The organism is Actinoplanes sichuanensis, from assembly GCF_033097365.1.
Lineage (GTDB): Bacteria > Actinomycetota > Actinomycetes > Mycobacteriales > Micromonosporaceae > Actinoplanes > Actinoplanes sichuanensis.
Genome location: NZ_AP028461.1, coordinates 10,842,118 through 10,855,865, shown reverse-complemented (window position 1 = coordinate 10,855,865; position 13,748 = coordinate 10,842,118). Strand labels below are relative to the sequence as shown.

The window sequence follows — 13,748 nt, the reverse complement described above, 5'->3', positions numbered from 1 at the left end:
TCTCCTCGGCTGTCGGGGACCCTACGGTCGGGCGCCGCGCCGCAGCCTGAGCGCCTGAAGGACGTAGTCGGCACCGGTGACCACGGTGACCACCAGGGCGGCGCCCATCAGCGCCACACCGACCAGATGGAACGGCTCCGGTACGGGCCACAGGTACCACGTGATGGCGGCGGTCTGCAGCCCGGTCTTGAGCTTGCCACCCCGGGAGGCGGGGATGATGCCATACCTGATGACCCAGAAGCGGAGAGCGGTGACGCCCCACTCACGGATCAGGATGATCACGGTCACCCACCACGACAGCGGGCCGTAGAGGGAGAGCAGGACCAGGGCGGTGCCGGTGAGCGCCTTGTCCGCGATCGGGTCGGCGACCTTGCCGAACGAGGTGACCAGATGCCACCTCCGGGCGATCCAGCCGTCCGCGAAATCGGTCGCCGAGGCGATGCAGAACGCCAGGCACGCGGCGATCCGCCAATCCGGGTCGTTCATCTGGGAGACGACGACCAGGACGAGGAAGACCGGCACCAGCACGATCCGGACCACGGTCAACGCGTTCGCCGCGTTGTAGAGCGACACCACGCGCGGCGCGGGCACCGGCTCGTCGGTCACCGGGTCACCGGGGCGGCCGAGATCATCTCCGTCGGCACCGCGATCAGGTCCACGCCCTCGGTGCCGGTGACGCGGGCGCGGACCAGATCACCGGGGCGCAGCATGGTCAGGTCGACCCCGTCACCACCGGCGACCAGGGTGGTGGAGCCGTCGACCTCGGGAGCCTGGTGCTCGGCGCGGCCCTCGATCTCGCCGTCGTCGATCGTGTCGACCAGGACCTCGACCGTGTCGCCGATCCGGTCCTCGGCACGCTGAGCGCAGAGCTCCTCGGCGAGGGCGACCACCTTCGCGTACCGCCGCTTGATCGTCGCGTCGCTCAGCTTGCCGGACAGGCCCGCGGCCTCGGTCCCGTCCTCGTCGCTGTAGTCGAAGACGCCGATGGCGTCGAGGCGCGCCTCGGTGAGGAAGCGGATCAGCTCGTCCACGTCCTGCTTCGTCTCGCCGGGGAAGCCGACGATGAAGTTGCTCCGGGCGCCGGCCGCCGGGGACAGCTTGCGGGCCGAGTCGAGCAGCTCCAGGAAGCGGTCGGTGGAGCCGAACCGCCGCATCCGGCGCAGCACCGGCTCGCTGGAGTGCTGGAAGGAGAGGTCGAAGTAGGCGGCCACGCCGGGGGTGGTGGCGATCGCCTCGACCAGGCCGGGGCGGGTCTCGGCGGGCTGGAGGTAGCTGGCCCGGACCCGGACGATGCCGTCGACCGCGGCCAGCTGTGGCAGCAGTTTCTCCAGCAGGCGCGGGTCGCCCAGGTCCTTGCCGTAGGACGTGCTGTTCTCACTCACCAGGACCAGCTCGCGGACACCGGATTTGGCCAGCCACTCGGCCTCGGCCAGCAGCTCCTGCGGGTCGCGGGAGACGAAGGCGCCACGGAAGGCCGGGATCGCGCAGAACGCGCAGCGCCGGTCGCAGCCGCTGGCCAGCTTGAGCGAGGCCACCGGGCCGTTGTCGAGCCGACGGCGCAGCACCTTTCGCAGGTGGGCCGGGGTGTGCTCGTCGACGGTGGCGTGACCGGGCACGACCACCTTGCTCGCGTGCCGCTCGACGGGCGTGATCGGGAGCAGCTCACGGCGGTCACGCGGGACGTGCGAGACGTGGCTCTCGCCGCGCAGCACGCTCTCCAGGCGGTCGGTGATGTCGGTGTAGTCGTCGAAGCCGAGCACCGCGTTCGCCTCGGGGAGGTTCTCGGCGAGCTCCTTGCCATACCGCTCGGCCATGCACCCGGCGGCGACCACCTTGGCGCCGGTGTCGGCCGCGGCGAGCAGCGTGTCGATCGAGTCCTGCTTGGCCTTCTCGACGAAGCCGCAGGTGTTGACGACGACCACGTCGGCGCCCTCGGCGTCGGTGCCGACCTCCCAACCGCCGGCGTCGAGGCGGGCGGCCAGCTCTTCCGAGTCGACCTCGTTACGGGCACAGCCCAGGGTCAGCAGGGCGACACGGCGGGTGGGAGGAGTTCCAGACACCCGACAAGGTTACCGGGCCGCCCGGAGACGGCCTTCCTCCGCTCGGCCGGTCCCGGAAACATCCGATTCGCCCGGTGGGCACGAAAGTGTGGCGCCGGGTCGATATCGTCCCTCCTCATGTCCACCCTTCGTGATCCACAGCGGCGCGCGGAGCTGTTCCTGGTCGTCTGTCTGTTGGTGGTGGCCTTCGCGGCGCGCTACGCGGGCCGCTCGGAGACGACCCGTGACATGCAGATCTTCTTCGACTGGCACGACCAGTTGGAGCGGGCCGGAGGCTGGCGCGGGCTGGGCGAGGCGATCGGCAACTACAACGCGCCGTTCATGTACCTGCTCTGGTTCGCCTCGGTGCTGCCGGTTCCGCTGCTGATCGGGATCAAGCTGGTCCACGCGGCCTTCGACCTGTTGCTGGCGTTCTTCGTGTTCCGGCTGGTGGAGATGCACCGGGGCCGCCGGGCCGGGATCGCCGCGGCGCTCGTGGTGATCCTGCTGCCGACCGTGGTGATCAACGCGTCGGTCTGGGGGCAGATCGACTCGATGTGGGCGTCGTTCGCGGTCGGTGGGGTGTGGATGCTGGCCCGCGGCCGGGGCTGGTGGGGTGTTGCGCTGTGCACCGTGTCGCTGGCCTTCAAGCCGCACGGCATCTTCATCTTCGCGCTGGTGGCGCTGCTCGTGCTGGCCGGCCGGCTGCGGGCGCGGACACTGCTCGCGGTGCCCGCCGTCTGGCTGGCGCTGAGCCTGCCGGCGCTGCTGCTGGGTCGGTCGCCGGGTGAGCTGTTCACCATCTACAGCCTGGACCGGCAGGCCGGGATCATCGACGAGCTGACCACCAAGGCCCCGACGATCTTCGCCTTCCTGGAGGGCACCCGCCGGTTGGACACCGCCCGGCACCTGGGTTATCTGCTCACCGCGGCGCTGGTGCTGGGCGTCTTCCTGCTGGTGATCGCTCGGCGGGCGCGGCTGGACGAGACCCGGATCGTGACGCTGGCGGCGCTCTTCGCGATGCTGATCCCGTTCGGGCTGCCCGGCATGCACGAGCGGTACTTCTACCTGGCCGACGTGCTGACCGTGGTACTGGTCTTCTACGTGCCCCGATTGTGGTTCGTGCCGCTGCTGGTCCAGGCGGCCTCGTTGGGCTCCTACACCTATTTCCTGTTCGGCCAGACCCTGCTGCAGCTGGATCTGCGGATGCTCGCGGCGCTGATGTTGGCCGCGCTGATCGCGGTCGGGCACACCCTGGTCCGGGACGTGCTGCGGGAGCGCGTGAGCACGCCTCTACCGCCAAAGGTGGTTGGCAATACGATGGCGGAGTGACGACTCCCGACCATCTGGACGACCTCGACGCCGTGACCGCGCTCGCCGACCGGGTGCGGCGGGCGGCGTACCGGGCGGTGGCCGACGCGGCGCCGGATCCGGCCGGGCGGGACGAGGTGGCCGAGGCGCTCGGCGTGGGTCGCACCCTGGCCGCGTTCCATCTGGACAAACTCGTCGATGCCGGGTTGCTCGAGGTCTCGTACGCCCGCCGATCGGGCCGGAGCGGGCCGGGCGCCGGACGCCCCGCCAAGCTGTACCGGCTGTCCGCGGCGGAGCACGCGGTGAGCGTGCCGCCGCGGGCCTATCGCAGCGCCGCCGAGTTGCTGGCCGAGGCCCTGGAGCGGTCCGGCGCCGAGGAGACCCTGTATCGCGTGGCCGAGGAGCACGGCCGCAAGGCCGGGCCGGAGCCGGACGTCACGACCCTGCTCACCGGCAACGGCTACCAGCCGGCGACCCGCGAGGACGGTCGGATCGAACTGCGCAACTGCCCCTATCACCGGGTGGCCGAGCAGTTCCCGCCGCTGATCTGCGGGATGAACCTGGCCATGCTCAACGGCCTGCTGGAGGGCGCCGGGCTGGCCGACGAATGGTGCGCCCGGATGGATCCGGCGCCGGGCCGCTGCTGCGTCACCGTCTCTAAAAACAAAACCAATTGACTTTAGTTGTACGGCCTGATGAAGTGACCGCATGACGGACTTCCATGTGGCTCAGATGAACGTCGCCAAGCTCCGTGCCCCGGAGGGGGATCCCCTGGTCGCCGAATTCACCGCGGGCGTCGACCTGATGAACGAACTGGCCGACCGCTCCCCCGGCTTCGTCTGGCGACTCAAGGAGGAGGACGTCGATCTGGCGGCGCTCGGGATCCAGCCGGCGCCGCCCGAGATGATCGCCACGATGTCGGTCTGGGAGTCCCTGGAGGCACTTCGCGGCTACGTCTACCACTCCACCCACCTCGACTACCTGCGCCGCCGCCGGGAGTGGTTCGTTCCCGGCGAGTCGGCGATGGTGCTGTGGTGGGTCGAGGCCGGCCGCATCCCGACACTCCGGGACGGCCTGCAGCGGCTGGCTCTGCTCGGCGCGGAGGGCCCCGGACCGCGGGCGTTCACGTTCCGGCAGCCGTTCCCCGCGCCGGAGCTCAGTCGACCTTGAGCGCGGCCAGTGACTCTTCCAGCTCGTCCGGTTTGACCAGCACGTCGCGGGCCTTCGAACCCTCGGACGGCCCGACGATGCCCCGGGTCTCCATCAGGTCCATCAGGCGGCCCGCCTTCGCGAAACCCACCCGCAGCTTGCGCTGAAGCATCGAGGTCGAGCCGAACTGGCTGGACACCACCAGCTCGATGGCCTGGATCAGCAACGCCAGGTCGTCGCCGATCTCCTCGTCGATCTCCTTCTTCTTGCTCTGCGGAACCTCGGTGACGTCCTCGCGGAACTCCGGCTCACGCTGGTCCTTGCAGAACTTGACGACCGCCGCGATCTCCGTCTCGTCGACCCAGGCGCCCTGGATACGGGTCGGCTTGGAGGCACCCATCGGCAGGAAGAGACCGTCGCCGCGGCCGAGCAGCTTCTCCGCGCCCGGCTGGTCCAGGATGACCCGGGAGTCGGCCAGCGAGGACGTGGCGAAGGCGAGCCGGGACGGCACGTTCGCCTTGATCAGACCGGTGACCACGTCCACCGACGGCCGCTGGGTGGCGAGCACCAGGTGGATGCCGGCGGCCCGGGCCAGCTGGGTGATCCGGACGACCGAGTCCTCCACGTCACGCGGGGCGACCATCATCAGGTCGGCCAGCTCGTCGATGATCACCAGGAGGTACGGGTACGGCTTCATCTCCCGCTCGCTGCCCGGCGGCGCCGTGATCTCGCCGCTGCGGACCTTGCGGTTGAAGTCGTCGATGTGGCGTACCCCGTTGGCGGCGAGGTCGTCGTAACGCATGTCCATCTCGCGGACGACCCACTCCAGGGCGTCGGCGGCCTTCTTCGGGTTCGTGATGATCGGCGTGACGAGGTGCGGGATCCCCTCGTACGCCGTCATCTCCACCCGCTTGGGGTCGACCAGGAGCAGCCGTACCTCGTCCGGTGTCGATCTGGTGAGAAGCGACACCAGCAGCGAGTTGAGGCAGGAGCTCTTGCCCGCGCCGGTGGCGCCCGCGATGAGGATGTGCGGCATCTTGGCCAGGTTCGCCACGACGAAGCCGCCCTCGATGTCCTTGCCGAGGGCCACCACCATCGGGTGGTGGTCGGAGGCGGCCGCCCGGGAGCGCAGCACGTCACCGAGCGACACGTTCTCCGGATCGGTGTTGGGGATCTCCACGCCCACCGCGCTCTTGCCCGGGATCGGGCTCAGGATCCGCACGTCCGGCGACTTCACCGCGTAGGCGATGTTGCGGGAGAGCTGGGTGATCCGCTCCACCTTGGTACCGGGGCCGATCTCCACCTCGTACCGGGTGACCGTCGGTCCACGGGTGAAGCCGGTCACCACCGCGTCCACGTTGAACTGCTCGAACACACCGGTGAGCGCGGCCATGATCTCGTCGTTGGCACGGCTGCGGGCCTTGGGCGGGGCACCGGTGGCGAGGATGTTCGCCGGCGGCAGGCGGTAGTCGCCCTTGACCGCCGAGATCTCCAGCTGCTCGGCCCGGGTCGGCGGCATCGGCGAGTGCTCGGGCGCCGCCTTCTTGCGGGTCTTCGGCAGCTTCGGCAGGGCCACCGTGTCGTGCAGGATGATCTCTTCGTCGAAGTCGTCCGGCGGTTCCTCATCGGCCAGTGGCGTGACCGGGGCCTGCGAGGCCTGCCGCCGTCGGGCCGGGCGCCGCGGCTTCGCCGGCTCCTCCAGGATCTCGTCCAGATCCACGTCCAGGTCCGCGTCCGGCTCTGCGATCGGGCGCTCGGTGTGCCGGCCGGAACGGCCGGAGACCAGGTCGAGCAGGAGCGCGACGCGCTCCGGGATCTTGGCGATCGGCGTCGCGGTGATCACCAGGAGACCGAAGGCGAAGAGCAACAGCAGCAGCGGTACGGCCACCCAGTCGGTCACCGCACGCTCGAGCAGCCCACCGACCCCGAAGCCGAGCAGTCCCCCGGCCTGGTCGACGGTCGGATTGTCCGATCGCGGGCCGGAGATGTGCAGCAGCGCCGCGGTGGCCACGATGATCGCGGTCCAGCCGACCAGGGTGCGCCCACGGTGCTCCGGGTCGACCGGCTGGCGCATCAGCCGGATCGAACCGTAGAACAGCAGTAGCGGCAGGAGCACCGCGAGGCTGCCGAGGAACAGCCGCACCATGTCGGCCACCCAGAGGCCGACCGGACCGGCGCTGCCCGCCCAGACCGCGACCGCGATCAGGATGGCGACACCGAGCATGAACAGCCCGGCGCCGTCCCGGCGGTGCTCGGGGCCGATCGCCCGGGCGCTGGCCGCCTGCCGACCGGCCCCGCGGGCCAGCCAGCCGACCCCGCCTGCCACGCCGAGCCAGAGGCTGCCGAGGCCGCGGGCGATGCCCGGACCGACCGCGGGCGGCGGCGCCTTACGGACCGCGGGACGTCGGGCGGCCGGTTTGCGCGCAGGCGCCTTACCGGTAGCCTTACCCGTCGATTTACGTGCCGGTTGCTGGGCACGGTTGACCGCCGCGCCCCGAGTCGTGGACGCGGCGCGGCTCCGGCCCGCCGGAGGAGTTCGGCCCGCCATGGGTGTCACCGTAGCCGGGTGCGGCCGGTCTGCCGAGAAGGCGCACCGCGACTGCTTTTCACTTTCCCGGCATTTACCATCGTAAGGTGCAGCCTCTCAGCAACGACTTGATCAAGGCCGCCCTGGACAAGCGCGGCTTCGCGTACTTCGTCGATGCCGACGGTGACATCGCCGGCAACTTCCAGGGCAATCTCATCTACTTCTTCCGCCTCGGCCAGCGGCAGGAGATCCTCCAGGTGCGGGCGATGATGCAGCACGTGTTCTCGGTCGAGGACGTGCCGAAGCTCTACGAGTTCTGCAACACGTGGAACCGGGATCAGCTGTGGCCCAAGGCGTACGTGCAGGTGACCGACGAGGGACAGGCCATCGTGGTGGGCGAGGTCACCACCGACTGGGAGCACGGCGCCACCCTCGAACAACTCGATCAGGTCATTCTCTGTGGGGTGGCGACCGGCTGCCGGCTCGGCGAGGCGCTCGGGGAGATGAAATCGGGGTCCTCACGCTGAGCGTGAGGACCCCGATCCTGGTCGCCGGATCACGGAGCCCCGGCCGGGCTTAAGGTCTCCGGGCCCGGCGGTGGGACCGGTCCGGGCGGCTTCCACGCCCGGACCCGTCCCGGATCAGCCGTTACTGGACGTTGAAGCCCAGGCTGTACGCGCCGGTGCCGGCGGTGGCCACCACGACGTACCGGTAGGTGCCGGAACGGCCGGTGAAGGACAGCGTCTTGTCACCGGTACCGGTGGACTGGGCCACCGTCTTGAACTGGCCCCGGTTGTTCGCCTTCTGCAGCACCAGGTCGAAGTCGGCACCGTCCGGGGCGTCCAGGCAGGCGGTGTGCGTGCCGGCCCGGGCCCGGTAGGCCCCGCCGTTCGGCTGCGCCTGCGCCTGACCGGCCCGGTTGATGGTGCCGTCGCGCTGGACCGGCAGAGCGTCACACGCGGACGCCTCCTCGCCCTCCTCGGCCGGCGGCGCGGAGGCCGGCGGCGCCTCGGCGCCACCCTCACCCTCGGTGGTGACCAGGGTCAGGTTCTGCGCCGCCAGGATCTCGTTGAGCGGCTGGAAGAACGTCTCACCACCGGCGGTGCAGTCGCCGGAACCACCCGAGGTCACACCCTGGGCCTGGTCGCCGGAGAGCCACGGCCCACCGGAGTCGCCACCCTCGGCGCAGACGTCGGTACGGGTCAGGCCGGTGACCGTGCCCTCCGGGTACTGGACCGTCTGGTTCTTGGCCAGGATCGTGCCGCAGAACGTGCCGGTGGTGGAACCGGAACGGCAGATCGCCGCGCCGACCGGGGCCTCGGTGTTGCCGGCCACCGGCAGCTCGTTGCCCTCGAAGTCGTTGACCACCGGACGCGGGGTCCAGTCGTCGTTCACCGCGACGAAGCCCATGTCGGCGTTGCCCGGGAAGACCGAGAACTCGACGGTGCCCTGCGCCTCGTTGTTGAAGCCGGTGGTGGCGGTGCCCTCCTCGCCGCAGTGACCGGCCGTGACGAAACCTGTCGTCACCGAGAAGCCGATCGAGCAGCGGGCCTGGCCACCACCGATGTTGATGAAGTACGGGTCCGCGCCACGGACGTCGAACAGCGGCTTCGGCTGCGCGTCGCTGATCTTCACGGTCAGCGCCTCGGTGGCGACACCGGCCCGGCGGGCCACGGCGAGCGCCTCGGACTTCTCACCGGGCTGCGCGACCACGACCACCTTGTTGGTCGGCACGTCGACGTACCAGCCGGTGAGACCGTCGACCTCGGCCGCGGCCGAGTCGAGCTTGGTCTTCAACGCGTCGAGCTCGGCTTCGCTCCGCTTGACCAGCACCGGTACGGCACCGGCGGCCTTCACCGCCGACGCCGCGTCGGAGTCGGTCACCGCGACCTTGAGCGTGGTGCCGTCGGACGCGAGCCAGGCACCCGCGAAATCCTCACCGGTCTGCGCGGCGAGCGTCGCCGAGACTCCGCCCGCCCACTCCGAGCGGGCCAGCCGGGTGGCCGCCTGTTCACTGTCGAGACCGAGGTCACGTTTCATGGCCGCGAGCAACTCCGGGGACAATCCGCCCGGAGTGCTCGAAGCCTTCGACCCGCCGGTCTCTTCGGTGCCGGCGAGCGACGGCAGGGTGAAGGCGACCGCCGCCGCACCCGCCACCGCAACAACCGCCCCTACGGCGATCGCACTGCGCTGCATCTGGAGAACTCCCTCCGCCACGGGTGCCGTGGGGGCGGCACCGGTGCCTGGGAGTACGCAGCTCGACCCAAGATGGTTGAAACGGACGCTGACTCTTATGGATTACACAGGTTTTCTCAGACCTCGACGACCGTCGGCACGATCATCGGCCGCCGCCGATAGGCGTCGTTCACCCAGCGGCCCACCGTGCGCCTGACCACCTGTTGTAGCTGGTGGGTGTCGGTGATGCCGTCCTCGGCCGAGCGGTGCAGGGCCGCGGTCAGCAGCGGGACGACCGGGTTGAACGCCTCCGGGTCCTCGGAGAAACCCTTCGCCGAGATGACCGGCTCGCCGACCACCTTTCCGGTCACCGAGTCGATGACCACGGTGGCCGCGATGAACCCACCGTCACCGAGGATCCGGCGCTCGGTGAGCAGCGACTCGCTGACGTCACCGACCGCGAGACCGTCCACGTAGACATACCGGCTCTTCACCCGGCCGACCACGCGGGCGTGGCCCTCGACCAGGTCGACCACGTCACCGTCCTCGCAGAGCACCACCCGGTCCGGGGCGACCCCGGTCTCGATGCCGAGCTGGGCGTGCGCGCGCAGGTGCCGCCACTCGCCGTGCACCGGCATCAGGTTGCTCGGGCGGGTCACGTTGAGCAGGTAGCGCAGCTCACCGGCGGGCGCGTGGCCGGAGACGTGCACCTTCGCCGTCTCCTTGTGGACGACCGTGGCGCCGGCCCGGGACAGCTGGTTGATCACCCGGTAGACCGATGTCTCGTTACCCGGCACCAGCGAACTGGCCAGCACGACCGTGTCGCCGGGAGCGATGGTGATGTGTCGGTGGTCGCCCGTGGACATCCGGCCCAGCGCGCTCATCGGCTCGCCCTGCGAACCGGTGGACATGAAGACGATCTCGTCGGGCGGCAGGTGGGTGGCCTCGTCCAGGCCGACCAGCAGGCCCTCCGGGATGCGCAGCAGGCCCAGGTCACGGGCGATGCCCATGTTGCGGACCATGGACCGGCCGATCAGCGCGACCTTGCGGTCGAACTCCCAGGCCGAGTCCATCACCTGCTGCACCCGGTGCACATGCGAGGCGAAGCTGGCCACGATGATCCGGCCGCTCGCCTTGCCGAAGATCGAGCTGAGCACCGGGCCGATGTCGCGCTCCGGGGTCACGAACCCGGGCACCTCGGCGTTCGTCGAGTCGGACAGCAGCAGGTCGACGCCCTCGGCCCCGAGCCGGGCGAAGCCGGCCAGGTCGGTGATCCGCCCGTCCAGCGGCACCTGGTCCATCTTGAAGTCACCGGTGTGCAGGACCAGACCCGCCGGAGTACGCACGGCGACGGCCAGGGCGTCCGGGATCGAGTGGTTGACCGCGAAGAACTCGCACTCGAACGGGCCGAGCCGCTCCACGCCGCCCTCGCGGACGGTCAACGTATACGGGTCGAGCCGCCGCTCGGCCAGTTTCGCCTCGACCAGCGCGAGCGTGAACTCCGAGCCGACCAACGGAATGTCCGGCTTGTGGGCCAGCAGGTAGGGCACCGCGCCGATGTGGTCCTCGTGCCCGTGGGTCAGCACGATCGCCTGCACGTCCTCCAGCCGGTCCAGGATCGGCGCGAAGTCGGGCAGGATCAGGTCGACGCCCGGTTGCTCGACGTCGGGGAAGAGCACCCCGCAGTCGACTACCAGCAGCTTCCCGTCGTATTCGAAGACCGTCATGTTGCGGCCGATGGCGCCCAGCCCACCGAGCGGGATGACGCGCAGGGCGCCCTCCGGCAGCGGCGGCGGCGGACCCAGCTCGATGTGAGCGTTAGTCATACGCATCTTCCTGTCAGAGCACGATGCCGGCCGCGGCGGCGTCCTGGCGCAGTTGGTTCAATTCCTCACCGGTCGCGTCGACCAGCGGCGAGCGGACCGGCCCGGCGGGCAGCCCGAGCGCCCCCAGACCGGCCTTGACCAGCATGACCCCCTGTGTCCGGAAGATGCCGGTGAACAGGGGCAGAGCCGTGCGGTGCAGGGCCAGCGCGGCTGCCGCGTCGCCCCGCTCCCACACCTCGATCATCTCCTTGGCGATCTTGCCGGTGAAGTGCGTCGACGTGCCCACCAGGCCGACCCCGCCGATCGCGAGCAACGGCAGGGTGGCCGCGTCGTCGCCGGAGTAGTAGGCCAGATCGGTCCGGGCCAGCACGTGCGAGCTGGCGACCAGGTCACCCTTGGCGTCCTTGACCGCGACGATGCGCTCGTGCTCGGCGATCCGGACCATCGTCTCGGTGGTGATCGCCGTGCCGGCCCGGTGCGGGATGTCGTAGACCATGATCGGCAGGCCGGTGGCGTCGGCGACCGTGCGGAAATGCCGCTCGACGCCCGCCTGCGGCGGCTTGCTGTAATACGGCGTCACGACCAGCAGACCGTGCGCCCCCGCTTTCTCCGCGGCGTGCGCCAGCTCGATGGTGTGGGCGGTGTTGTTGGTGCCCACCCCCGCCAGAACCTGTGCCCTGTCCCCGACGGTCTCGATCACGACGCGGAGCAGTCGCTCCTTTTCCGCGTCGGAGGTGGTGGGGGACTCTCCGGTGGTGCCGCTGATCACGAGAGCGTCGTTGCGCTGCTCGTCGACGAGGTGGGCGGCGAGCCGGGCGGCACCCTCCAGGTCCAGGGAACCGTCCGGGGTGAACGGAGTCACCATGGCGGTCAGCAGCCGTCCGAAGGGCCGCGGGTCGTGCGTCATACCTGACAACCTATCGGACGCTCCGGTCACACGTAGAAAGCGGTGAACGGCGCCCATGGGAGGTTACGCAGGATGCTCCAGACGCCCCAGACCGCCATGAATGTGATCATGACGGCCGGACTGATCGAGAGCTCCGGCAGCCTCCACCGGAACAGCCGGCGGCCGGCCCACGCCACGTAGAGATAGATCAGGAACGGCACCACGAAGACGAACAGCAGGTGATGCCGGGCCGCCGCGGGCAGGTCGCCGTGCAGCAGGAACCACGCGGCACGGGTGCCGCCGCAGCCCGGACAGACGAAGCCGGTCAGGTATTTGAGCAGGCAGGACGGCGCCTCCCCGGCCCGGGCGGCGGCCGGGTCGGAGATCAGCGTGTAACCCACCGCGGCACCGGTGCAGGCCAGCACCGCGAACGGCGCCAGCCAGATCGGGGACCGGGCCGCGACCCGGTTGACGAACCTGGTGATCCGGTCCGGCTCGGGGGCCGGGTAGAGGAACCACTCGGGCGGGACCGGCGGGCCCTGGACCGGCTGGTCGGCGAGCCAGGACGGCAGCTCGGCAACGGTCATGGCCGTCACGCTACACCCGGGACGCCCGCACGCAGAGCGCTCGCCAGCGGGGCCAGCAGGTCACCGCGCTCCGGTGGGGACACCGTGTGCAGGCCCAGCCAGCCGGCCAGACGACGCAGCTCGATCGCCAGCGCCACGGCGGTCTCCTCCGGGTCGGCGCCCGGCTCCAGCCACGCGGCCGGGATCTGCAGCTCTCCGGCCCGGCGGTCGGCCTTCAGATCGACGCGGGCCGCGAACCGCTCGCCCAGCAGGAACGGGAGCACGTAGTAGCCGTACAGCCGCTGGGGTTTGGGCACGTAGATCTCGATCCGATAGGTCATGCCGAACAGCCGCTCGGTGCGGGCCCGCTCCCAGATCAGCGGGTCGAACGGGCTGACCAGAGTGGCCGACGTCACCCGCCGGGGCAGCCGTGCCTCGTGGTGCAGCCAGGCCGCCTTCCACCCGGGGACGGTCACCGGCCGTAGCACGCCGGCCTCGGCCAGCTCGGCGATCGCCGTCCGGCAGGGTTGCACCGGAAGCCGGAAATAGTCACGCAGCTCGGCCTCGCCGGCCACCCCGAGGGCCCGGGCGGAGAGCTCGACCAGGGCGCGGAACGCCTCCTCGGGAGACGGGTCGGGGGTGGCCAGCACCGCCGGCGGCAGCACCCGCTCGGGCAGGTCGTAGCGCCTGGCGAACGAGGTGGTGCGCTCGGCGGCGGTCACCTGACCGGTGTAGAAGAGCCACTCCAGCGCCTGCTTGACGACCGACCAGTTCCACCCCCAGTGGTCCTTGGTCCGCGGGGCGTCGTGCTCGATCTCGGCGGCGGTGATCGGACCGCGGGACCGGACCTCGTCGAGCACCCAGGCCACCAGATCGGGCTGCTCCTCGGCGATGCGGCGCATGTTGCCCCAGGCGAACTCCTTCGCCCGGGCCATCCGCCAGCGGAACAGCGGCTGCAGATCGGTGCGGATGAGCGACGCCTCGTGGCCCCAGAACTCGAAGAGCTCACGGGGCCGGCGATAGGCGGCCCGCTCCAGCAGGCCCGGGTCATACGGCCCCAGCCGGCTGTAGAGCGGCATGAAGTGGGCACGCTGCAACACATTCACCGAATCCATCTGGATCAGGTGCAGGCGGCGCAGCACCCGGCGCAGGTGGCGCATGTCGGTGGCGCCACCCGGCCGGGGATCGAGGAAGCCCTGCGCCGCCAGGGTGATCCGGCGGGCCTGGGCGACGGAGAGCTGTTCGGACACGGCCACCGGGGAAGACTAG

The 13,748-nt window shown here is 70.4% G+C and carries 12 protein-coding genes; 4 read left to right on the top strand and 8 right to left on the bottom strand.

Annotated elements, in window-relative coordinates; all coding sequences use genetic code 11:
* Window positions 1–21 precede the first annotated feature (21 nt).
* Together pgsA and rimO are read right to left on the bottom strand one after the other, a co-directional pair.
* Window positions 22–606, bottom strand: a complete 585-nt coding sequence (gene pgsA, locus Q0Z83_RS49955) for a CDP-diacylglycerol--glycerol-3-phosphate 3-phosphatidyltransferase (RefSeq protein WP_317790607.1) — start codon at window positions 604–606, stop codon at window positions 22–24.
* The gene (rimO, locus tag Q0Z83_RS49950) at window positions 603–2,060 is read right to left on the bottom strand and encodes a 30S ribosomal protein S12 methylthiotransferase RimO (RefSeq protein WP_317790606.1); all 1,458 of its coding nucleotides are present in this window, start codon (window positions 2,058–2,060) and stop codon (window positions 603–605) included. The genes pgsA and rimO overlap by 4 nt, the downstream gene beginning before the upstream one ends.
* Window positions 2,061–2,177: 117 nt before the next feature.
* On the opposite strand from rimO, the gene Q0Z83_RS49945 reads away from it, so the two are divergent.
* Genes Q0Z83_RS49945 through Q0Z83_RS49935 form a run of 3 tightly spaced genes read left to right on the top strand, consistent with a single transcriptional unit; the run spans window position 2,178 to window position 4,520 of the window.
* On the top strand, window positions 2,178–3,371 hold the full coding sequence (locus Q0Z83_RS49945; RefSeq protein ID WP_317790605.1) for a glycosyltransferase 87 family protein: 1,194 nt from the start codon (window positions 2,178–2,180) through the stop codon (window positions 3,369–3,371).
* A complete protein-coding gene (locus Q0Z83_RS49940; RefSeq protein ID WP_317790604.1) occupies window positions 3,368–4,027 on the top strand; it encodes a helix-turn-helix transcriptional regulator in 660 nt (219 codons plus the stop codon). Before Q0Z83_RS49945 ends, Q0Z83_RS49940 begins: the two co-directional genes overlap by 4 nt.
* Window positions 4,028–4,058: 31 nt before the next feature.
* Window positions 4,059–4,520 (top strand): DUF3291 domain-containing protein, encoded by a 462-nt coding sequence (locus Q0Z83_RS49935; protein ID WP_317790603.1) that lies wholly within the window; start codon window positions 4,059–4,061, stop codon window positions 4,518–4,520.
* On the opposite strand, the gene Q0Z83_RS49930 is transcribed toward Q0Z83_RS49935, so the two are convergent.
* Window positions 4,507–7,047: a DNA translocase FtsK gene (locus Q0Z83_RS49930; protein WP_317790602.1), complete on the bottom strand. Its 2,541-nt coding sequence runs from the start codon at window positions 7,045–7,047 to the stop codon at window positions 4,507–4,509. The two genes, Q0Z83_RS49935 and Q0Z83_RS49930, sit on opposite strands and share 14 nt — an antisense overlap.
* Before the next feature lie 86 nt (window positions 7,048–7,133).
* On the opposite strand from Q0Z83_RS49930, the gene Q0Z83_RS49925 reads away from it, so the two are divergent.
* Entirely contained in the window at window positions 7,134–7,553 is a 420-nt protein-coding gene (locus tag Q0Z83_RS49925; protein WP_317790601.1) for a YbjN domain-containing protein, read from the top strand.
* A 121-nt stretch (window positions 7,554–7,674) separates the two neighbouring features.
* Here the strand turns inward: Q0Z83_RS49925 and Q0Z83_RS49920 are convergent, their stop codons facing one another.
* The 5 genes from Q0Z83_RS49920 to Q0Z83_RS49900 form a co-directional block, all read right to left on the bottom strand.
* Window positions 7,675–9,222, bottom strand: coding sequence for a S1 family peptidase (locus tag Q0Z83_RS49920; RefSeq protein WP_317790600.1), 1,548 nt, complete (start codon window positions 9,220–9,222; stop codon window positions 7,675–7,677).
* A 116-nt stretch (window positions 9,223–9,338) separates the two neighbouring features.
* Complete coding sequence (locus tag Q0Z83_RS49915; RefSeq protein ID WP_317790599.1) at window positions 9,339–11,027, bottom strand: ribonuclease J; 1,689 nt, start codon at window positions 11,025–11,027, stop codon at window positions 9,339–9,341.
* 13 nt (window positions 11,028–11,040) lie between these two features.
* Complete coding sequence (dapA, locus tag Q0Z83_RS49910) at window positions 11,041–11,934, bottom strand: 4-hydroxy-tetrahydrodipicolinate synthase (protein ID WP_317790598.1); 894 nt, start codon at window positions 11,932–11,934, stop codon at window positions 11,041–11,043.
* Window positions 11,935–11,960: 26 nt separating this feature from the next.
* Complete coding sequence (locus tag Q0Z83_RS49905) at window positions 11,961–12,500, bottom strand: DUF2752 domain-containing protein (RefSeq protein WP_317790597.1); 540 nt, start codon at window positions 12,498–12,500, stop codon at window positions 11,961–11,963.
* A gap of 5 nt (window positions 12,501–12,505) precedes the next feature.
* Complete coding sequence (locus Q0Z83_RS49900; RefSeq protein ID WP_317790596.1) at window positions 12,506–13,735, bottom strand: winged helix-turn-helix domain-containing protein; 1,230 nt, start codon at window positions 13,733–13,735, stop codon at window positions 12,506–12,508.
* Window positions 13,736–13,748: the final 13 nt, after the last annotated feature.